Origin of the sequence: Ferruginibacter sp., assembly GCF_049840995.1 — a bacterium.
Lineage (GTDB): Bacteria > Bacteroidota > Bacteroidia > Chitinophagales > Chitinophagaceae > Ferruginibacter.
In genome coordinates this window covers 1,811,407-1,833,421 of the sequence record NZ_JASGIP010000003.1, presented here as the reverse complement: position 1 = coordinate 1,833,421, position 22,015 = coordinate 1,811,407, and the positions used below count along the sequence as shown (strand labels likewise).

Below are 22,015 nucleotides of genomic sequence, written 5' to 3'. Positions count from 1 at the left end.
GGGCGCATCTTTTTCCCGATTTGACAAAGAATGTAATAAGTACTATATTTGCATATACAAAGATGCCGGAACACATTGACATATTAGAATTGGCCTACAAACAGCCCCTGATGCACAGCCAGTTGCAACAACTGATGCATAAGGAAAAGCAGGTACCGGGCAGTGTCACCTATTCCATCAAGCGCTACGCAAAGGAACCGCAGTGGAATATGGATGATATTGGTATGATCAATTATCATGTAGAAAAGAACAACCCCGATGAAAATTACCTGCAGCTGCGCTTTTGCGTAAGCGGCAATGTATACTGTCGTGAAAAGAAGACCGAGTGCGATTTCTGTAAGTTCAGCGCCTCTAAATCCTGCGTTGAAAAAGTGGACAGTGTGGATGTGCTCAGTTTTACTTTCTCACCTTCCTATTTAAAACAGTTTGCCAGCGGTAAAAAGAACGCCACCTTATCTGATAATGTGCTTTCATTTCAGCATACTACCTCCTTCAGCAAAACGCTTCCTTTGTGCGGTAAAACACGCCTGGCAATAGAAGCGCTGTTGAACCATACTTACACCGACAGCCTGGAAAATATCTTCCTGAATGCTCAAACACAGATCCTGCTGCTGTACAGCATGGATTGTATGATGGGCGACCCCGAAGAAAAATTCACCTGTAAGTTCCTGGCAAATTCTGATGACAGGGAAAAGATCACCCGTGCCAGGGAAATATTATTGCAGCATATCGGCGAACCACTCACCATCAAGGCGCTGAGCCGTAAAGTGGCCATCAACGAATGTTATCTTAAAAAAGGATTCAAGGAATTATTTGGTACCACCATCTTTGATTTTTATCAGACACAAAGAATGGAACACGCTAAATATTTATTGTACGATAAAGGTTTGAGTGTAACAGAAGTTTCCTCCTTACTGGGTTATTCCTCCATCTCCCACTTCAGCACTGCTTTTAAAAAGCATACCGGCATTAAGCCCTGCGAATTATTATTGCATTAAGAAACCAGGAGGGAGATGTAGACACAACTCCCGGATGGATATCTTCCACATATTTTATACGTTAAACAATTTCAGTAGACCTGCGGCCTTCATTTCAGTATCGGCATACTCTATCATTTGCTGCAGGCCCGCCAGTTCATCCTCGCTCAGTAAAAAACTGATACCTTCCGAAGGCGTGCGGATAACAATGGATTTTATTTTCCGGTCTGCAGATGGCTGCCGGTGCTCCACTGCCGTGAGCAGGTAATTCCTGAAGTTCTCAAAATCTTCTGTTGTAAAAGTGATCATCAGGTTGCCAAAACCCGTTTGAATTTTATTGCATTGATTACATTCCACCACGTAGCCCACTGTATCATCATGAAACCAGGTTTGGTAATTGCACATAATTGTAAATTTTACCAAAAATGATAAAAACAAAACAGCCTTGCTTTCACTATCAGGAAATCGGTTTACGCAAAAAGGAAACTGACAATACTATTACAAATGCATGGTCCGACGCCCCTGTCTGACCATGCACATGGTCTGACGCCCCCGTCTGACCATGTACCTTCGGATCATAATGAAGAAGCGATTTTTTTAAACCCGCCCGCGCCCCATCCTTTCACAGCTTTCGAAGCAAAGACAAATTACTTTTAGCTAATCTCCGTGCTTTTTTTACATGGTCAGACGGGGGCGTCAGACCATGTAAAAAAAAAGCAGTCAACTAAAAGTTGACTGCTTTAAAACGTTGCGTAATTATCTTAAGAACCGCAGCTGATACAGCCATCCTGCATCGTACAAACCGGTCCGTCTGCTTCAGTAGCTTCCACATCAATCACCGTGTTGCCTTTTGTCTGCTCCACATTCGGTATCACAGGTTCCACTTCATTGCTACCCTGTTTTTCCACCGTAAACTGTACCGCCTGTGTAGCCGCCTGCGAACGCAGGTAATACATACCGGTCTTCAAACCTTTTTTCCAGGCGTAAAAATGCATGGACGTTAATTTGGAAGAAGTAGGACTATCAACAAACAAATTCAGCGATTGTGATTGACAGATATAAGCACCCCTGTCTGCAGCCATATCGATCAGGTTACGTTGCTTGATCTCCCAAACTGTTTTGTACAGTTCTTTGATATGCGCAGGGATCTCGTCAATATTTTGTACCGAACCATTGGCAGCAATGATCTTATTCTTCATGCTGTTGTTCCACAAACCTAAATGCACCAGGTCTTTCAGCAAATGTTTGTTCACAATAATGAATTCGCCGCTCAGTACACGCCTGGTGTAGATGTTGCTGGTATAAGGCTCAAAACATTCGTTATTGCCCAATATCTGCGAAGTGGATGCGGTAGGCATCGGCGCAACTAATAAAGAATTTCTAACACCATATTGCTTCACTTCTTCTTTTAAAGCAGCCCAGTCCCAGCGATCGGTAGGTGTTACACCCCACATATCAAACTGGAAGATACCTTTTGAAACCGGTGAACCTTCGTAGGTTTCGTAAGCGCCATGTTCTTTAGCAAGGTCCTTGCTGGCAGTCATGGCAGCAAAGTAGATGGTTTCAAAAATATTCTTGTTCAGCATTTTTGCCAGGTCGCTTTCAAAAGGCAGGCGCAGCATAATGAACACATCTGCCAGTCCCTGCACACCCAAACCTACCGGGCGGTGCCGCAGGTTAGAGGTTTTAGATTCCTCTACTGGGTAATAGTTATTATCAATAACAGCGTTCAGGTTTTTGGTAACCTGGTAAGTTACTTCATATAATTTCTGGTGATCAAAACTATTGTTGATCACATAACGGGGAAGCGCAAGCGAAGCTAAGTTACAAACCGCTACTTCTTCAGGACTGGTATATTCCATGATCTCGGTGCACAGGTTGCTGCTCTTGATCGTTCCCAAATTCTGCTGGTTGCTCTTGCTGTTGGCAGCATCTTTATACAGCATATAAGGTGTGCCGGTCTCAATCTGCGATTCCAGTATCTTGAACCAAAGGTCTTGTGCTTTGATCGTTTTCCTGGCCCTTCCTTCTGTTTCGTACTGCGCATATAATTTTTCAAATTCAGGTCCCCAGCATTCGCTCAGGCCCGGTGCTTCGTTGGGGCAGAATAAACTCCATTGTTCATTGGCTTCCACACGTTTCATGAACAGGTCACTGTTCCATAAAGCAAAGAACAGGTCCCTGGCACGCATCTCTTCTTTACCATGGTTCTTTCTCAGGTCCAGGAATTCAAAGATATCAGCATGCCAAGGTTCTAAGTAAATAGCAAAAGCGCCTTTGCGTTTGCCACCACCCTGGTCTACATATCTCGCTGTATCATTGAATACACGCAGCATCGGGATGATACCATTGCTGGTACCATTGGTACCGCCAATATAGCTTCCGGTTGCACGGATATTGTGTATAGCTAAACCAATACCGCCTGCACTCTGCGAAATCTTAGCGGTTTGTTTCAGTGTGTCGTAAATACCATCAATGCTGTCTTCCTTCATGGTCAACAAGAAGCAGGAACTCATTTGTGGCTTAGGCGTACCGGCATTGAACAAAGTAGGTGTAGCATGGGTGAACCATCTTTCACTCATTAAGTGATAGGTTTTGATCACGCTTTCAATATCGTTCTTGTGAATACCGACAGCCACACGCATGTACATGTGTTGCGGACGCTCTGCAATTTTGCCGTTTACCTTCAGCAGGTAAGATTTTTCCAGTGTTTTAAAACCAAAATAATCAAAAGCAAAATCACGGTCATAAATAATGGTACTGTCCAGCAGGTCAGCATTGTCGTCAATGATCTGCATCACATCATCGGCGATCAGCGGTAATTTTTTTCCGGTTGTAGCATCTACATAATGGTAGAGTTTTTTCATCGTGGCAGAAAAACTCTTTACCGTGTTCTTATGCAGGTTGCTTACAGCGATCCTGGATGCAAGGATGGCGTAATCAGGATGTGTAATGGTTAACGAAGCGGCGGTTTCAGCAGCCAGGTTATCCAGTTCTGTGGTAGGTACACCGGCATAGATACCTTCAATGGTCTTTTTAGCCACGTCTATTACGTTCACGATCGGGCTGAGGCCATAGGATAATTTTTCTATTCTTGCGGTTACCTTATCAAACTTAACGGATTCTTCTTTTCCGTTTCTCTTTATAACATACATCGTTATTATATTTAAGTGGTTAGTGCGTTGTCTTGTCAGTTGTGAGTTGTCAGTAGTGAGTGAAGAACCCTGTAATGCAGCGCTCTTGATAATACTCACCATTCACTACTCACCACTCACTTTTAAAAGTCTTCTTCCAATGAAAACGACTGCGTTTCCTTCGTTCCCATCACCCCTGCTTTCTGGTAATCGCCTACTCTTTTTTCAAAGAAGTTGGTTTTGCCCTGCAGCGAGATCATCTCCATAAAATCAAATGGATTGGTGGTGTTGTACACCGTAGCATAGCCCAGTTCGCTCAACCACCTGTCGGCAACAAACTCAATGTATTGCTGCATCAGTTTGGCGTTCATACCTATCAAAGCCACCGGCAATGCTTCTGTAATGAATTCTTTTTCTATCGTTACAGCATCGGTAATAATTTTATGTACCTGTTCCTGTGTTAATTGGTTTTTCAGCATTTTGTACAGCAGGCAGGCAAATTCGCAGTGCAAACCTTCATCGCGGCTGATAAGCTCGTTGCTGAAAGTAAGGCCCGGCATCAGTCCTCTTTTCTTTAACCAGAAAATGGAGCAGAAGCTGCCGCTGAAGAATATACCTTCCACAGCTGCAAAAGCCACCAGCCTTTCGGCAAAATTGCCGTTGTCGATCCAGCGCAAGGCCCACTCTGCTTTTTTCTTTACCGCAGGAATGGTATCAATGGCATGGAACAGTTTATATTTTTCGTCAGGATTTTTAATGTACGTGTCTATCAGCAAAGCATAGGTTTCGCTGTGGATATTCTCCATCATGATCTGGAAACCGTAAAAGCACCTTGCTTCGGGCAGTTGCACTTCGCTCATAAAGTTCACCGCCAGGTTCTCGTTCACGATACCATCGCTTGCAGCAAAAAACGCCAGCACATGACTGATGAAATGGCGCTCGCCATCATTCAGGCTGTCCCAGTCCTTCATATCGCCGCTCAGGTCAATTTCCTCGGCGGTCCAGAAGCTGGCCTCGTGTCTTTTATATTGTTCCCATATTTTGGGATAATTGATCGGCAGGATCACAAAACGGTCCTTGTTCTCTTTCAATAGTATTTCATCTGTATGATCCATAGCGAAAAAAGGTTTTCTGCCGGGAGAGAAGTAGGGCGCTGAAGGGATGAGCCGTTTTAAACAGCTGAACCATCAGTATCTTGCCTTTCTCCCGAAAGCGTTGTTACTAAAATTGATAATGGCAGGTCTTCTGACTTACTTCATTGTTTAAGGCCTTCCCGTCTTTGCGAGGCGAGACAGTGGCTCGAAGATCAAACAACTTATTGAAGCTCACAGCTACGGGGATAGTCCGGGATTCCATTTTTTTGAAAAGATGTACACCTGGTTCCCTTTTAATGCCCCGCAAAAAATACTACGGGGTCAACCAAAATCTTTTGTAAAATAATAACCTAAAATTAAAATACGGCGAAGTTGTTATTCACCGCATGTTGAAAACATTTTCGTCATATATCAGAACCCTTTGGCAGCAATATTTTGCGGCCGGGCAGCTGCATTTTGTAGTTGGCTTTGCATTTAAATTATAGTAATCAGGTAAATCTTTTTACTTTTATCCCGTTCATTTCCTCATCCTTAATTATTCGAACCATGTTATCAAAATCAATGCAGGATGCCCTCAACAGGCAGGTATTAATGGAAGCACAATCCTCGCAGGCATACCTGGCCATGGCCAGCTGGGCCGAGATACAGCCGGGGCTGAAAGGCGTTACAGAATTCTTTTTCCGCCACAGCGACGAAGAGCGTATGCACATGCTTAAACTGATGCACTTTATCAATGAAAGGGGCGGTTTTGCCATCATCCCACAGCTGGAGCAACCTACACTTACTTTTGTATCGTTGAAAAAAGCTTTTGAAGAATTAATGAAGCACGAACTGGCGGTAAGCGCCAGCATCAACGAGCTGGTGGATCTGGCCCTGAAAGAAAAAGATTATGCCACCCATAATTTCCTGCAATGGTATGTAATGGAACAAATGGAAGAAGAAAGGCTGGGCAGGGAATGCAATGATAAGCTGGAAATGATCGGCGATGATAAAAGCGGCCTTTACCTTTTTGATCGTGATATTATGACGATGGACGCCGGGGGCAGTAAGAAAAGATAGTCAAACACTTTATTTTTTATAGCACCAAATGCACGCCCTGTACTGTGGTTATTATACGCCCCGGTACAGGGTTTTACTTAACGGCAATGCAGCAGCAACCTGTTTCATCCTTCGGTTATCCTTCGGACTGCGTTCGGTCTACTTCCGGTCATGATCTGGTCATCTCTTCTTCGATCATAACATCTACTGCAGGCAATAGTATGCTTCCCCACCCTATCATATAGTTTTCGTATTGTCACACCCCCGTCAGTTTTCTTTTTCCGTAAATCATTTTCCCGATTATTATAATGAATTAAATACGATTGCAATTTCTTTACATTGCAAACAGGCGACACCGTTATACAACAACAATTATTATCTTATTGTTTATTTTTTATTTTAACAATTTGGTTCAACAATTACTGTTTTAATTTGTATTCAGTTTGTAAGTATCGCCTTTAAAAAATATTAAGCCCGGTCAAACAATATAATTTATTTGGTATCTGGCAGCAGTTGGTTATAAAGTATAATTATACATAAGATTGTTTGCACCGGCACCAATTGATCCACTGAAAGGTTTTCGCAACAACAGCGAAAACCTTTTCATTTTCCTTTTGCGTAAATCATTTTCCCTCTACAGCAGCAGTAAATACTGTTACTGCAATTACTTTCGCCGCAAAAGAAAGCAGCAAAGCGATTGTCACAAAATTGTCAAATAGGTTTATTGAATTCTTCTTTACAATTCTGTGATAAAACTCCTTCTTCCGTAGAGGAACTTTGCAGCCGCAACAGAAGAACATGAAAAAAAACTACACTGTATTATTAGCCTTATTTGTTTCACAAGGCTTATTGGCGCAGGATACTGCAAATAGCAAACAACTTGAACAGGTAATTGTTACCGGCCAGTTTAAAGCACAATCTTTAAAAAAATCTGTTTACCAGGTACGTGTTGTAAACCAACAACGCATTGCGTTAAGTGGCGCAACCAATGTTCAACAGGTATTGAATAATCAACTTGGCTTCAGGTTTAATAATGATAATACATTAGGTACAAGCAGCGTTCAGCTTTTGGCAATGAGTGGCAGAAATGTGAAGATACTACTGGATGGTGTGCCTATGCCAGATAGAGGAGATACAAGAGAAAGTCTTAACCAGGTAGATGTTAACAGCATTGAACGTATAGAAATAGTTGAAGGTCCTATGTCCGTATCCTATGGTTCCGATGCTTTGGCCGGTGTGATCAATATCATTACCAAAAAAGGTAACGGGCACTCGCTTTCTGTAACTGCAAAAGCACAGGAAGAAACTGCGGGTAGCGAATATTATCCATTCAGTTATAAAGGCGCCCATATTCAGAACATCGGTATCACTTCTTCTGTAAAAAAATGGAATTTTTCTGCAGCCGGTACACACAATGATTTTGATGGTTTTGGTGGTGATGATTATGGAAGAGGTAAATTATGGAGACCTAAAGAACAATGGTTTGGTAATGGCAGAGTGGGTTACAATAATGGAAAGATCAATTTATATTACAGATTGGATGGATTACATGAAGACATATCAGACAGGCAGGCTATTAATTTCGCTAATTACAGGGCTATTGATAAATATTACATCACTAACCGCTACATGCACCAGTTGCAAAACCAGTGGCATATCAGTGATAAAGCACAGTTAAGCTCCGTTCTTTCTTATACCGATTATGAACGCCGTACAAAAACATTGCGCCACGATTTTCAGGCGGGCACAGAAGTGCTTACTACGGGTGCCGGAGAACAGGATATTTCCAAATTGAAAAGTTTTGTATTCCGCAATACATTAAGCTACCAGTTCTCTGATAAATTTTCAATACAACCCGGCATTGATATCAACTACGAAAAAGTAAGTGGCGACAGGGTTGCAGGTTCACCTTCCATAACAGATTATGCTTTGTTTATAGCAGCAGAAATTGCACCAACCGACAAGATCAATATCCGTCCGGGAGTGCGTTTCATCAAAAATTCTGTTTATGATGCGCCGCCAGCCATTCCTTCAATCAATACTAAATTCAAATTAAGCAATACGCTGGATTTTCGCGCCGCTTATGCTTATGGCTTCCGTGCTCCTGCGTTGCGTGAGTTATATTTTTCTTTTCATGATGCCAACCATGATATTGATGGCAACCCCAATTTAAAAGCAGAGCACTCCAACAGCTTTAATGCTTCTTTCAACTGGGCGCCTGCACAAAAAAATGAGGTTCGTTTTGGTGCTGTGCTGGGTGGTTTCTATAATATTTTCAATAACCAGATAGATCTTGCAAGCAGCACTGTAAATGGTGCAACTGTATACACTTACTTTAATGTACTTCGCTCTAAATCTGCAGGTGCTACATTGGAAAATACCATCAACTGGAAAAATCTTGAAGCTACCGTTGGGTTCTCATACATAGGTTTTTACAATGGGTTGTATGATGACAAGAGTTATATCAAAGATGACAGCCGCGATTTTTTATGGACGCCGGAGGTCAACAGCAATATCATTTACAACATCACAAAGCTTAAGACCAGGTTGGGCTTATTCTATAAATATTCAGGCAAAAAACCTGCTTTTGCTTTCGGCACCAACAGCAGCAACCAGGATATTATATATGTAGCAAAAACTGATGCTTATAACCTGGCAGATTTTACCATCACTACTACCGTTAATAAATTCATTACTGCAACTGGTGGAATAAAGAATCTTTTTGATGTTACTAACGTAAACAATACTGCAGTAAGCACAGGTGTACATAGCTCCAACGGCCCGTTGGCATTGAACTACGGCCGCTCTTACTTTTTAGGACTCACTTTTCAATGGAATAGAAAATAAACAATCACCATAATAACTAAAACAAACGAATAATTTTATGAAGCATTTACAGAAATTGATGGCAGCGGCTGTGATAGCCGGAACTTTTACGGCTTGCAAAAAAGATAAAGACCCCATTATAGTAGTACCGCCATCCAGCGGTGCACAGGTGCAGCTTGACGGTGGTACCGGAGGAGCATCAGCAGTGAACTCAGTTTTTCTTGATCTGAGCACCGATAAACAAACTGCATTGGCCCGTGCCAGCTGGGATCTTGGCTTTTACTGTGGCAGCGATTTCAGGGTGATCTTAAACAATACTGCAAGTGCGGGTGCAAAAGTGTTGACAAAAAATGATCTGACTGCTGTGGTAGCTGCAGATACTATTGGCTTAACATTGGCAACCAGCCAAACTGCTCCGGCTCCCGGCGACCTGGCTTATTTTGATGATATCGCAGGTGATCTTACCAAAACTGTTATTCCTGCTGTTTCAGCAACCGATGCAGATAACAAAGTGATCATCTTAAACCGAGGTATAGGTGGCGCTATCCCTGCCCGTGCATGGGTTAAACTGAGGGTATTACGTAATACCAGCGGTGGCTACACTTTGCAATACGCCGGTATACAGGAAACAACTTTTAAAACTTTACAGATCTCTAAAGATGATATCTATCATTTTAAATTAGTATCAATTGAAAATGGTGTTTTATCAAGTGGCTTCCCTGAAAAAGATAAATGGGATATTACCTGGGGATACTCTGTTTATCAAACCGATTTCGGTGGCGGCATGGTTCCTTACAACTTCTCCGACCTGATAGCAGTAAACTATTTAGCCGGTGTAACTGTTGGTACTAAAACTTATGCTGATGCTACAGTAGCCGGTAATGCTTTTACTGCATTCAATAAAGATAGTGTAGCCAACACAACAATGGTAAGCGGCCGCTGGACCATCGGCAGCACCTGGAGGAGCACACAACCTGCAACAGGCGCTATCCTCAATAGGTTCTATATCATTAAGGACGCTGCCGGCAATTATTACAAATTACGTTGCCTTGCTATGGGCGTAGGCTCTGACGGTGGTACAAGGGGTAAACCTGATTTCAAATACACCCTCATCAACTAAGTCTCTTTTCACTCTGATATAAAGCTGTCCTCCAACCTGTTGGAGGGCAGCTTTTTCTTTTTGCGTAAACCCAATTACCGATACCGTAATCTATTGTCATCATTCTGTCATTGTTTTGCGATACAAAAACTATAACAGATGAAAAAAACCTTCTTCGTAATAAGCCTGTGCATCAGTCTTGCCTCTTTTGGTCAGCAACAGGCCGGTAAAAAAAATGTAGAATCCCTTTGCGGCTGCTTTGATGTGGAATTTAAATATGCCGAAACATTTTCGCCCGACCCTAATTATAAATACCACGACAGGGAAACTATCAGTGGCGGTACCGAATATATTTTTCCTGTTGTAAATACCGACAAACGTTTGGTGTTACAACATTTACTGGTGGTTACCGATTCTATTATTGTAAAACACTGGCGGGAAGAATGGACCTACGAAAACCCGGTGCTCTATAATTTTAAAGGCGATAAAACATGGGTAAAGGAACAATTAAAACCAGAACAGGTAAAAGGCAAATGGACACAAACTGTATGGGAAGTAAGTGATGCGCCACGTTACCAGGGCTTTGGCGACTGGGTGAATATTGAAGGCAAACCCACCTGGCAAAACACTGCTTTTGCTCCACTACCACGTCGTGAGTATTCTGTAAGAAGCGATTATAATATTTTAAAAAGACAGAACCGCATCATCATCGATACCGATGGCTGGATACACGACCAGAACAATCAAAAGATCATCCGTGCAACAGATGGTACCGATAAACTGCTTACCGAAGAAAAAGGCTTGAACACCTATAAAAAGATCAATGAATCGGCCTGCCAGGCAGCCAAAGACTATTGGGAAAAAAATAAAGTGTACTGGACCAAAGTGCGTACCGCATGGGAAGACTATATCAAAACACACGCGGTAATAAAATTAAAAGAAGATGCCGGTGGCAAACCTATGCACGATCTACTATTTGCCATTGCAAAAGACTTTGCTGATAAAAAGATCACCGATGTACAGGTAGATGAAAAAATAAAAGCAACGTTTGATAAATATCTCTCAGAAGAAAAAACAGCAGCTGTAAAATAACTGCTGCAACATATTCCATAAATGAAAGAGCATCCATATAGGATGCTCTTTTCACGTACTAATTTTAAACTTGAACTAAGGCGTGTTCTTCTTTGGAATGATTTTAACGTGGTTTCACCGATATTGATTGGTTGATCTGGATATTGAATCGCAATTTTTTGTCTTTTCCTGGATATGGATTGCTAAAAACGGAACCATGTGTAAGTTTTATTAGAATAAAAAAATGTGACGGGAGCAAGACTACCCCCGTCTTTACCCTAATAAAACCCTAAACCAGCAAAAAATTAAAACGCATTCGTGTTAAATATTTTTTATTCAACGGTATTGGAAAAAAGTTACTTTCAATGGAATTGGAAACTACTATTCTGTTTTTTAAAGGTTTGTGATGCCGGCCTTTGATCAGCCCTCTTTCACAAATCCTTCGCTTGAATAATTACCAATATTATGCCAATAGCCCAAAATGTGGATAACTCACCGGACTTGTGTACTTTTCTCGAATTTTTACTACAACCCCTTGTTTAGCAAATAAGTACGACCGTATTTTTACTATCCATTTTGCTTAAAAACTACGGCGTAAAAGCCGTGTGCACGGGTCATCGCAAAAAACGCTGTAGCCTTTAGTTCTTAATTAGTAACGCGGCGCACCGCCTATTTTAACTACCTTTGCAGCCTTATTTTTTAACAGGGTCGGGCGCCCCCGTCTGACCAAGACCGGATTTTTTTATGGCAGGCAAATACAAAGAATACAACCAGTTGAATTTACCCTCTATAGGCGAGGAGATCCTGGCAAAATGGAACCAGGCCCATGCTTTTGAGAAAAGCGTGGAATTGCGGGAAGGAAAGACCCCGTTTGTTTTTTACGAAGGCCCCCCGAGCGCCAATGGTATGCCCGGTATTCACCACGTTATCAGCCGTACTTTAAAAGACCTGGTATGCCGTTATAAAACCATGCAGGGCTTCCAGGTACAGCGCAAGGGCGGATGGGATACCCATGGCCTGCCGATAGAACTGGGCGTTGAAAAAGAACTGGGTATCACCAAAGAAGATATCGGCAAGAAAATAAGCGTGGAGGATTATAATAAAAAGTGCCGCGAAGTGGTGATGCGCTTTAAAGATAAATGGGACAGCATTACCCAGCAGATGGGTTATTGGGTGGACCTGAACAATCCTTATATCACGTTTGAAAATAATTATATCGAAACACTGTGGTGGTGCTTAAGTGAGTTATATAAAAAAGGTTACCTGTACGAGAGTGTGAGCATACAACCTTATTCTCCTGCTGCGGGCACCGGTTTATCATCGCACGAGTTGAACCAGCCGGGCACCTATAAAGATGTGAAGGATACGAGTGCTACGGTGATGTTCAAAGCTATACAGAATGCAAAATTCAAAATAAAGAATGTTGATGGCGATGTATACCTGATGGCATGGACCACCACACCATGGACACTGCCTTCTAACCTTGGATTAACGGTAGGGCCGAATATTGATTATGTGCTGGTAAAAACTTTCAATCCTTACACTCATCTTCCTGTTAATGTAATTCTTGCGAAAGCATTATTACATAAATACTTTAAAGCAGAGGGCGAGAATGGTGACCTGGAGAATTATTCTGCCGAAGTAAAATTAATACCCTGGAAAATTCTTTCGGAATTTAAAGGAAGCGAACTGGATGGTGTAGAGTATGAACAGCTGCTCCCTTCCGAAGCAAATACTTTAGATAAGATACACGAAATAACGCCAGGCGCACAACCATTCCGCGTTATATTGGGCGATTTTGTTACCACCGAAGATGGTACTGGTATCGTGCACACTGCACCTGCATTTGGTGCGGATGACTATAAAGTGGGAAAGAAGAACAACCTCGGTATCTTAACCTTAGTTGATAAGCAGGGAAAATTTGTAGAGGGCGTGGGCGAATTCAGCGGCCGCTATGTAAAAGATTATAAAGATGAAGCAGGTTATGTGGATGTGAATGTTGACATCTCCGTTAAATTAAAATTAGAGAACCGTGCTTTTAAAGTAGAAAAATACGAACATACTTACCCGCATTGCTGGCGTACCGATAAGCCGGTAATCTATTACCCGCTGGATGCATGGTTCATCAAGACCACCGCTGTTAAAGACCGCATGGTGGAACTGAACAAGACCATCAACTGGAAACCTGCTGCCACCGGCACCGGCCGCTTTGGCAACTGGCTGGAAAATATGGTGGACTGGAACCTGAGCCGCTCCCGCTTTTGGGGTACTCCCCTGCCCATCTGGAAAACGGAAGATGGCGAGGAAGAAAAATGTATCGGCAGCATTGAAGAACTGAACAGCGAAATAAGAAAAGCTGCCGAAGTACTGGGCGGTGAGACCAATAAGCATTACTTACACGATGGCATACTCGATCTGCATAAACCTTATGTGGATGATATTACATTGGTATCTGCCGCCGGCAAACCCATGAAGCGGGTGCCCGACCTGATAGATGTATGGTTCGACAGTGGCGCCATGCCTTATGCGCAATGGCATTTCCCTTTTGAAAATAAAGAACAGTTCAAAAAATCATTCCCTGCAGATTTTATTGCCGAAGGTGTTGATCAAACGAGAGGATGGTTCTATACTTTGCATGCGCTGGGTGTTTTATTATTTGATTCTGTTGCTTACAAAACTGTAGTGAGTAATGGTTTGGTACTGGATAAAAATGGTAACAAGATGAGCAAACGCCTCGGCAACGTGGTGGATCCTTTTGAGACCATTAATAAATACGGCGCCGATGCCACCCGCTGGTACCTTATCACCAATGCGTCCCCATGGGACAGCTTGAAATTTGATATTGGTGGTATACAGGAAGTGCAACGCAAATTCTTTGGTACATTATATAATACCTACCAGTTCTTTGCGCTGTATGCCAATGTGGATGGTTTTGCTTTTAAAGAAGCGTATATCCCCGTTAAAGAAAGGCCGGAGATCGATCAATGGATATTATCTTCTTTAAACACTTTAATAAAAACGGTACAGCAGTACATGGACGATTACGAGCCCACACAGGCGGGCCGTGCGATAGAAGAATTTGTGGACGCTCATTTAAGTAACTGGTACGTGCGCTTATGCCGCCGCCGTTTCTGGAAGGGTGAATATGAGCAGGATAAGATATGCGCTTATCAAACTTTGTACGAATGCCTGGAAACCATTGCTGCACTGATCGCTCCTGTTGCGCCTTTCTTTGCCGACTGGTTGTTTGTTAATTTAAATGAAGTAAGCAACCGCTTTGCAAACGAATCGGTGCATCATATATCATTCCCGCAGGCAGATGCAGCGGTGATGAATGCAGAACTGGAAAAAAGAATGCAGCTGGCACAGGATGCCTCTTCACTGATATTATCGCTGCGCAAAAAAGTAAATATCAAAGTACGCCAGCCACTGCAGAAAGTTTCTATCCCCGCTATCGATAAAGAAATGGTGGAAAGGATAAAACTGGTGGAAGATATCATTAAGGCAGAAACGAATATCAAGGAGATAGAAATGCTGGCCGATGATAATAATTTCATCCGCAAAAAAGCAAAGGCCAATTTTAAGACCCTGGGTAAAAAACTGGGGCCAAAAATGAAATGGGCGGCCGAAGAGATAGCAAAATTTGATAATGCGATGATCGAAAAGGTACAGGAGGGCGAGTACCTGCTGAATGCGGATGAAGTGGCAAAGGGCGGGGCGCCGGTGTATATCACGGCCGAAGACATGGAAATTTCCACCGACGAGATACCGGGTTTTGAAGTGGCGGCAAAAGGTCCGCTTACTGTGGCCCTGGATATCGTGATCAGCGACAGCCTGAAAAAAGAGGGCGATGCCCGTGAATTTGTGAACAGATTGCAGAATATCCGTAAGGAAAGTGGCTTTAATCTTACTGACAGAATAATTGTAAAAGTATCTGCAAATGCAGACCTGCAGGCATCTTTTAGTGAATATAAATCTTATATTTGCGCCGAAATTTTGGCAGATTCCCTCGAGTTTTTGCCTCAAATTAACGATGGTAACGCTATTGAAATTAACGAATCCATTGTAAATGTGAACGTTATAAAAAAAGGATCATAACATGGCAACTAAAAAGAAAGCTGCAAAACCTGCAGCAAAAAAGCCTGCTAAACCTGTTAAAGCGGCCACTAAAAAGGCTGCACCTGCAAAAAAGCCCGTTAAACCTGCTCCAAAAAAAGCGGTAAAACCTGTTGCAAAGGCCAAGCCGGCAGCAGCAAAGGCTAAAAAGCCGGCTCCTAAACCAGTAGCCAAAAAAGCGGTTCCTGTAAAAAAGGCCGCCAAACCAATAGTTAAACCAGTATCAAAAAAACCGGTTCCTGTTAAAACACCGGCACAAAAACCTATGGCAAAAAAAGTTGAAGCACCGAAACCGGAAGTGAAACCGGCCGCAGCAAAATCCGCTACTCCTGTAAAATCTGAAGCAGCAATAAAAGCAAAAGATATTAAAGTAGCGCCACCCAAACCAGTAGTAATACCAAAAATAACTACTAAAACCACCCGTAAATACCAGCCTGATTTTACCAAATCGGTACTGGACCAGCCTAAGAACGACCCGGGAGCTCCGATCGTAAGGTACAGCGATGCTGACCTGGCAGAGTTCAGGGAACTGATACAGCGCAAGCTGGAATCGGCTAAAAAAGAACTGGCTTATTTACAGGGACTGATCACCCGCAAGGATGAAATGGGTGGTGATAATGATGATGCCCGTTACATGACCATGGAAGATGGCAGTATGAGCATGGAAAGGGAGCAACTGAGCCAGATGGCCAGCCGCCAGATCACTTTCATCGATCACCTGGAAAAAGCATTGATGCGTATTGAGAACAAAACCTATGGTATTTGCCGTGTAACCGGTAAACTGATCGATAAGGCCCGTTTACGTGCCGTACCGCATGCCACCCTTAGCATTGAAGCTAAAATGGGTTCCGCAAAATAACCAGGTAAAATATTCATGAATAAGTAAAGGAGAACAGATCATTGTTCTCCTTTTTTAATTTTACCTTGGCATACTTTCATTCATTCAACTGAAAATCTTTCCTCATGTTCAATAAGCTCCGCACAGTAATTTATTATGTGCCCGATATGCAGCAGGCAAAAGAATGGTATGTAGCCGTTACCGGTATACAACCCTATTTTGATGAACCTTTTTATATTGGTTTTGATATCAATGGCCACGAACTGGGCCTGCATCCCGTGGAAGGAGAGCAGACAAAAGGCAATCAAACTGTTGCTTACTGGGCGGTGAATGATATTAAAGCAGTTGTTGCAGCATTGCTTGCAAAAGGCGCTGCATTATACGAACAGGTAACCGATACCGGTGGTGGTATTAAAGTGGCCACTGTTACAGACCCCTGGGGTAATGCTGTGGGCCTTATTGAAGGCGCTTAAACAAAATACCCGCTTAACGGTATTGCCCTGCCTGCATTTCAGCTGTTCTTTTACATAAAAAAGATGAAGTACCTTTTACTGATCTGCCTGCTGTTCTCACTATCGCTTACTGCACAGGTAAACGAAAAAGAATTAAAGGAGAACATGGCAAAGCTCGACAGCTCTACTGCAGCACTCAACGAATCCATTGCCAGGAGTATGCACGCCGCCGATTCTATCGAAATGGCCCGTACCAACGAACAGATGGCCCGCAACATGAGTTCGTTTATGGCTGCCCGTAAGGAACAGGAACGTAAACAAACACAGCAAATGTATTTTCGCCTGGCATTTGGCGGCGCCATGCTGGTGGTGTTGGTAGTGGGCTTATTGAGAAAGAAAAAGCCGAAGGCCTGATCGTCCTTATGGCTTAAGGATGATATAGGGCTGTTTTAAAATACCGGGCGCATCGTCTGCATGCACTTTAAAATGCCTGCTATGATCGGATGCATAATATGTTTCCCTGGAAACAGTTCCTTTAAAACTGGTATTGCCCGATCCCACATATATTACTGCCACTCCTCCCGCTACTTTTGGATTAGGTAATGCAGGGATCTTTTCTGCTGCTATCCGGCGCCTTACTACGGCGCCGCAACACATAGTTTTATTGCTCATGATCTGTATCTTGTTTGATTGTTGAAAAATAAAGTGTGATCTTTTCTATAATGGAAGCGCCGCCTGCAACAGCGAAAATCAAAAAAATGCTTTTCCACTCCATATGGTACACCGTAATGATTGTAAGCATGGAAAGCCATACTGCAGCACAATGAAAACATTCTATCAAACTTCCCATTTTAAGTTTATAAAATAACCAACGCAGTTTGGTAATGCAATTAAAAGGCCCGGCTTCATAGCAGATCAATGTAGTGAGCCGCCATACCACCAGTATGGAAATCAACAACCAGAGTGCATTACCGGGATCTATTTTTAAAAGCATGACCTTAGATTAAATAAACAGGATGAAAATGGGTTAACACGTTCACCCTGCTTTGTGTGAACATTTACTAACCAGTCATTAAGAACAGAAACCGGCAGGTGGGCATGGACCAGTTACGTTGAAGCCAAATGGCGCCTGCAGGTTGAGTACGGTGATACCGCCAAAAGTGCATTTCAGCTGTGCATTGATACCGATACCATAGGTACAGTTGCTGCCCGATGTGGTTCTGCCCACACCAGCCACACCGGTGATAGTAGCGGTACAGCCAGCACAGAAAGTAATCCCCACCAGGGTGGCGCAGGCCTGTGCACTTGCCCTGCCCCATGCAGTGGCACCGCAGCAGGTAACCCTGTACCCAACGCTTACGTCTACACTAAAACTGGCGCCCGCCAGTACCACATTCTTGTGGCATACCCTGAATGGATTGGTCCAGCTGGGGCACCAGTAAGGGATACGTACGGTAAGGCTGAAGGATTTACTGAAATGCTTGGTAAAGGTTCCTTCTTTAAAAGGTACAGAACACAGGTTGGCAATAGATGTAGCCACAACGGAGTTGTCGATCAATACACCTGTTTGAGGAACAAAGCCGCCTTTTAAAACAGTTTGCCCGGTAAGCGTTGCGGCAGGTACACCTGCTACCGCCACACCGGAGTTGGCGATCTTTACAATGGCATTAAAGTTGGGTTTACTTGCCACCAGCTCCTGCGAAAATTTACGCAGGTCGGATTCTTTTACATTCTTTAATCCTGCTGAAGCAAATACCTGGCTGCCCGCTTTTACAACATTATCCCACTCGCCCTGCACTTTTGCTTTTGCAGCAGCGGTGGTGGCAGCTGCCATACGTGTTTTGAATTCGGATTCCATTTTGGTGAATTCAAGCGTGCTTACAGAGGAGAACAAAGTGCCGATCACTTTTGAGGGATCCATTTTTTGGCCGGCCAGCGCTTCTGCCGTTGGTGTGGTACTTTCATTGATGGCACGGATCTTTGCCACCGCGGCAGCATTCAGGCTTACAGCAGTAATGTTTTCCAGCTTTACTGTATCTGTGGGTGCCGCCTGCTTGCCCTGGAAGTCTTTAAGTTTTGATTTGAGTGCTGCTGTTGTAACAGCAGTTTTTGGCTGATCTGCTTTAAAGAGTTTTACCTTACCGAATTCTTTGGTAAGTTCAGCATCGCTTAACAGTTTAAAATCGATTGAGTTTGGCATAATTTACCGTTTTGATTTTGAAAAAATGGGATGTTATACTGCAACAGTGACCCAGGTTACCGGAGCATTACAATCTTTCAACAGGAGTTTTAAGTTGAGTGTATTTTTGGCCTGGAACCGCCTGCAGCAGCAGGCTTATCTTATCAAATTGTCATGCATGATTGATTTGAAAAGCACAACACAAAGATGAAAAACGGGCAACGTGAAATCAATGTGCCATCAAACATAACTGCAGCATTTGCAACGGAAATCAAAACCCGTTAAATAACGGATATACGCTGTTCTTTACACGGAAAATAAGTGTTCAATTTTTTTATAACGGCTCCTTTATCAGGTAGTTACTGGGCAGGAAAGAAAAATGCCCTTTTCAGGCTATTGCAGCAGGAAGTGTTTTGCTATACATTTGAAAGCAATATTCTTTCACTTAAAAAAATCAAACATGAAAAAGATACTGATCTTATGCAACCTGCTTTTATTGGCAGTTATTTTCTTCCTGTCCTGCAATCACGACGATATCAAAAAAGCGGATGAGGCCTTATGGGAGAAACAATGTAAGAATAAACTATGCGGAGATTATGAGGCCGGTTCGTGGAGTGGTAAGATCAATGCGGTATTTGCAAGGCAGATTGCAGATAATTACCAGAAAGATATTGCCAAGAATTTTATCTGGCGAGATGGTAACAATACCGGTAGTGAAGATGCCAGGTCGATCTGGTTCTCGCTGGAAACCATCAAGAAATTCATCTGGATCATAGAATCCAATCAATGTAAAAAGAATTGTAGGGACAGCCTGGGCATCCGTATATATTATGCCCGCTACCCCGAAGCAAAAGACCCGATCTGGAAAACGCCGGGATTAGCACCGGAAGCAAGGTATGCAGGGCATCATACCGTGTTCATGATACCAACCTATTGGGACCCAAGAGACAGTATGCATCACGACTTTGATCCCATGAGCCGTATTTGCCGTGGCCCTTTCGATACTTCCGCCACAGCCAAACCTACTACTATATTCTTTGAGTTCACCGGCGATCCTGATGGACAAAATCATGGCAACCTGATACCCCCTGATCTTAACAGTGGCAATGCTTTTTAAAATGTACCGATGAAACAGCGGCTTATCTTTTTACAGGAACTACTGAACTACAGCGAGATGGTTGCGCTGGTGGCGGGGCTTATTGCGTGGATATTCATTACAGATAAAAGGGTGAGGTACTTTGTTGTGTACCTCGCCTTTATTGTTGCCTGCGAACAGTTGGGCCATTACTTTGCAAAGTCGCAGCTAAAAACGGAAAATGTGATACTGTACAATTACCTGGTGATACCGGTAGAATTTTTATTCAATATCTGGTTCTTATACAGTTTCATGCCTTCCAAAAAAAGGTGGCAGCTATGTTTTGTTTTTTCAATCACCGGTATACTGGCACAGGTAATTGAGCTGACGTTCTTAAAAGATGAACGTTTTTTCTTTTCTTCTCTCTCGTATATCGTCAATACTTTTTTATTACTGGTGGTGATCCTTATGTTCTTATTGCAGTTCATCAAGACGGATCAACTGCTGCAGTATTACCGGCATTTTTCATTCTGGGCAGCCATTGCATTACTGATCTATTACCTGGGATCATTTCCCTTGTTTGCATTTTATAACTACTTATACCAATCAGACAAAAGCAGTTTTTATGTATATTGGCAGATACAGATATGCCTCAACATACTGATGTATCTTTTGTTTGCAGCCGGATTATTATGGACAAATATAAAATACAGATCTTCATCACCCTGACACTGGTTGTAGTGCTGGCACTTATAACCGGTATCATTATTTACATATTCCAATATCGTAAAAGAAGATTGCTGAATATCAAAGAACAACAGGAAATGAAAAGAGAACATCAACAGGAACTTTTATCCACCCAGCTGGAAATGCAAACGCAAACGATGCAGCATATCGGCCGGGAGATACACGACAATGTGGGCCAGAAACTTACCCTTGCCAGCCTGTATACGCAACAGCTTGCTTATGAAAACAAAGCGCCGCAGATCAATGATAAGATCGAAAGCATCAGCCATATCATCAACGAATCGCTGGCTGAACTGAGACAGTTATCAAAATCACTCACTGACGACAGTATTGATAATAACAGCATCACGGAATTGCTGCAGCAGGAATGCGATAAGATCAATAACCTGAAAAAATGTAATGCCCATTTTACCTGCAGCCGGGATAATATTGCTTTACCTTACCAGACAAAAAGTATACTGGTAAGGATAGTGCAGGAATTTTTGCAGAACAGTATCAAACATGCCGATTGCAGGAACATCTATGTTGTATTAAAAACAGGTGATACTACTTTAGAACTTGACCTTAATGATGATGGTAAAGGATTTGAAACAACCAGTACTGAAGGCAAGGGGATCGGGCTGGCAAATATAAAAAAGAGGACCGCATTGATAGGCGGCAGCTGCCGGCTGGAAAGTGAAATTGGTAAAGGCACAGCGTTAAACATAATCATACCTTTATAGCATGCAACACTCCATTGTAATAGTTGATGATCATATTCTCATTGCAAAAGCGCTTGCAGGTATCATTGAAAATTTTAAACAATTCAATGTATTGTATGAATGCGAGAATGGTAAAGTGCTGCAGGATAAATTAAAGGTAAAGAAGAACATTCCTGATATAGTGCTATTGGATATCAGTATGCCGGTAATGGATGGTTTTGCCACAGCGCAGTGGCTTAAGGAAGCGCACCCCGAAGTACTTACCATTGCACTGAGCATGCAGGATGACGAACAAAGTCTTATAAAAATGATCCGCTATGGCGCCAAAGGATATTTATTGAAGAATGTACACCCCGCAGAGCTGGAGAAAGCATTGGATTCATTGGTAAAAAATGGATCTTACTATCCTGAGTGGGTAACCAGCAAAGTATTCATGAGCCTTAGCTCCGAGAGTGCTGTACATAGCAGCAGGATCGACATTACAGCTAGGGAAAAAGAGTTTTTGCAGTATTCCGTTACCGAAATGAATTATAAAGAGATAGCCGAAAAAATGTTCTGCAGTCCCCGTACAGTAGAAAGCTACCGGGATAGCCTATTCGAAAAACTGGGATTGAAAACAAGAGTGGGATTAGCCGTATATGCTATGAAAAATGGTTATAACTGATACC

Annotated in this window: 19 protein-coding genes and 1 riboswitch; of the genes, 13 read left to right on the top strand and 6 right to left on the bottom strand. The window is 42.7% G+C overall.

The window, feature by feature from the left end:
* Positions 1-110: 110 nt before the first annotated feature.
* Positions 111-998 carry a helix-turn-helix domain-containing protein gene (locus tag QM738_RS09680; RefSeq protein ID WP_462276487.1) on the top strand — a complete coding sequence of 296 codons (888 nt, stop codon included), beginning with the start codon at positions 111-113 and terminating at the stop codon, positions 996-998.
* A gap of 54 nt (positions 999-1,052) precedes the next feature.
* Here QM738_RS09680 and QM738_RS09675 read toward each other — a convergent pair whose 3' ends face one another.
* The 3 genes from QM738_RS09675 to QM738_RS09665 all read right to left on the bottom strand — a co-directional run bounded on the left by QM738_RS09675 (position 1,053) and on the right by QM738_RS09665 (position 5,226).
* Positions 1,053-1,382, bottom strand: coding sequence for a DUF6686 family protein (locus QM738_RS09675; protein ID WP_462276486.1), 330 nt, complete (start codon positions 1,380-1,382; stop codon positions 1,053-1,055).
* Between the two features lie 356 nt (positions 1,383-1,738).
* Positions 1,739-4,132, bottom strand: a complete 2,394-nt coding sequence (locus tag QM738_RS09670) for a ribonucleoside-diphosphate reductase subunit alpha (RefSeq protein ID WP_462276485.1) — start codon at positions 4,130-4,132, stop codon at positions 1,739-1,741.
* A 122-nt stretch (positions 4,133-4,254) separates the two neighbouring features.
* On the bottom strand, positions 4,255-5,226 hold the full coding sequence (locus QM738_RS09665) for a ribonucleoside-diphosphate reductase small subunit (protein WP_462276484.1): 972 nt from the start codon (positions 5,224-5,226) through the stop codon (positions 4,255-4,257).
* 103 nt (positions 5,227-5,329) lie between these two features.
* Positions 5,330-5,550: riboswitch (cobalamin riboswitch) on the bottom strand.
* Between the two features lie 201 nt (positions 5,551-5,751).
* Between QM738_RS09665 and QM738_RS09660 the strand changes: the two genes are divergently transcribed.
* From QM738_RS09660 to QM738_RS09625, 8 genes are all read left to right on the top strand, one after another.
* Complete coding sequence (locus tag QM738_RS09660) at positions 5,752-6,264, top strand: ferritin (RefSeq protein WP_462276483.1); 513 nt, start codon at positions 5,752-5,754, stop codon at positions 6,262-6,264.
* 777 nt (positions 6,265-7,041) lie between these two features.
* Positions 7,042-9,090 carry a TonB-dependent receptor plug domain-containing protein gene (locus QM738_RS09655; RefSeq protein WP_462276482.1) on the top strand — a complete coding sequence of 683 codons (2,049 nt, stop codon included), beginning with the start codon at positions 7,042-7,044 and terminating at the stop codon, positions 9,088-9,090.
* A 37-nt stretch (positions 9,091-9,127) separates the two neighbouring features.
* A complete protein-coding gene (locus tag QM738_RS09650; RefSeq protein WP_462276481.1) occupies positions 9,128-10,189 on the top strand; it encodes an HmuY family protein in 1,062 nt (353 codons plus the stop codon).
* A gap of 138 nt (positions 10,190-10,327) precedes the next feature.
* The gene (locus QM738_RS09645; RefSeq protein ID WP_462276480.1) at positions 10,328-11,260 is read left to right on the top strand and encodes a DUF6607 family protein; all 933 of its coding nucleotides are present in this window, start codon (positions 10,328-10,330) and stop codon (positions 11,258-11,260) included.
* A 723-nt stretch (positions 11,261-11,983) separates the two neighbouring features.
* Positions 11,984-15,337, top strand: a complete 3,354-nt coding sequence (ileS, locus tag QM738_RS09640) for an isoleucine--tRNA ligase (protein ID WP_462276479.1) — start codon at positions 11,984-11,986, stop codon at positions 15,335-15,337.
* A 1-nt stretch (position 15,338) separates the two neighbouring features.
* Positions 15,339-16,214 (top strand): TraR/DksA family transcriptional regulator, encoded by an 876-nt coding sequence (locus tag QM738_RS09635; protein ID WP_462276478.1) that lies wholly within the window; start codon positions 15,339-15,341, stop codon positions 16,212-16,214.
* A gap of 104 nt (positions 16,215-16,318) precedes the next feature.
* Positions 16,319-16,666 carry a VOC family protein gene (locus QM738_RS09630; RefSeq protein ID WP_462276477.1) on the top strand — a complete coding sequence of 116 codons (348 nt, stop codon included), beginning with the start codon at positions 16,319-16,321 and terminating at the stop codon, positions 16,664-16,666.
* A gap of 63 nt (positions 16,667-16,729) precedes the next feature.
* Complete coding sequence (locus tag QM738_RS09625; RefSeq protein WP_462276476.1) at positions 16,730-17,059, top strand: hypothetical protein; 330 nt, start codon at positions 16,730-16,732, stop codon at positions 17,057-17,059.
* 6 nt (positions 17,060-17,065) lie between these two features.
* Here the strand turns inward: QM738_RS09625 and QM738_RS09620 are convergent, their stop codons facing one another.
* From QM738_RS09620 to QM738_RS09610, 3 genes are all read right to left on the bottom strand, one after another.
* On the bottom strand, positions 17,066-17,317 hold the full coding sequence (locus tag QM738_RS09620) for a hypothetical protein (protein ID WP_462276475.1): 252 nt from the start codon (positions 17,315-17,317) through the stop codon (positions 17,066-17,068).
* Positions 17,307-17,639, bottom strand: a complete 333-nt coding sequence (locus QM738_RS09615) for a DUF1360 domain-containing protein (RefSeq protein ID WP_462276474.1) — start codon at positions 17,637-17,639, stop codon at positions 17,307-17,309. The genes QM738_RS09620 and QM738_RS09615 overlap by 11 nt, the downstream gene beginning before the upstream one ends.
* A 78-nt stretch (positions 17,640-17,717) precedes the next feature.
* A complete protein-coding gene (locus QM738_RS09610; protein ID WP_462276473.1) occupies positions 17,718-18,845 on the bottom strand; it encodes a hypothetical protein in 1,128 nt (375 codons plus the stop codon).
* A gap of 439 nt (positions 18,846-19,284) precedes the next feature.
* Between QM738_RS09610 and QM738_RS09605 the strand changes: the two genes are divergently transcribed.
* From QM738_RS09605 to QM738_RS09590, 4 genes are read left to right on the top strand one after another with little or no spacing between them, the layout of a single operon-like run.
* Complete coding sequence (locus QM738_RS09605; protein WP_462276472.1) at positions 19,285-19,941, top strand: hypothetical protein; 657 nt, start codon at positions 19,285-19,287, stop codon at positions 19,939-19,941.
* Positions 19,942-19,950: 9 nt separating this feature from the next.
* Positions 19,951-20,628, top strand: coding sequence for a hypothetical protein (locus QM738_RS09600; RefSeq protein ID WP_462276471.1), 678 nt, complete (start codon positions 19,951-19,953; stop codon positions 20,626-20,628).
* Positions 20,592-21,368 (top strand): sensor histidine kinase, encoded by a 777-nt coding sequence (locus QM738_RS09595; protein WP_462276470.1) that lies wholly within the window; start codon positions 20,592-20,594, stop codon positions 21,366-21,368. Before QM738_RS09600 ends, QM738_RS09595 begins: the two co-directional genes overlap by 37 nt.
* 1 nt (position 21,369) lies before the next feature.
* Entirely contained in the window at positions 21,370-22,011 is a 642-nt protein-coding gene (locus QM738_RS09590) for a response regulator (RefSeq protein ID WP_462276469.1), read from the top strand.
* Positions 22,012-22,015: the final 4 nt, after the last annotated feature.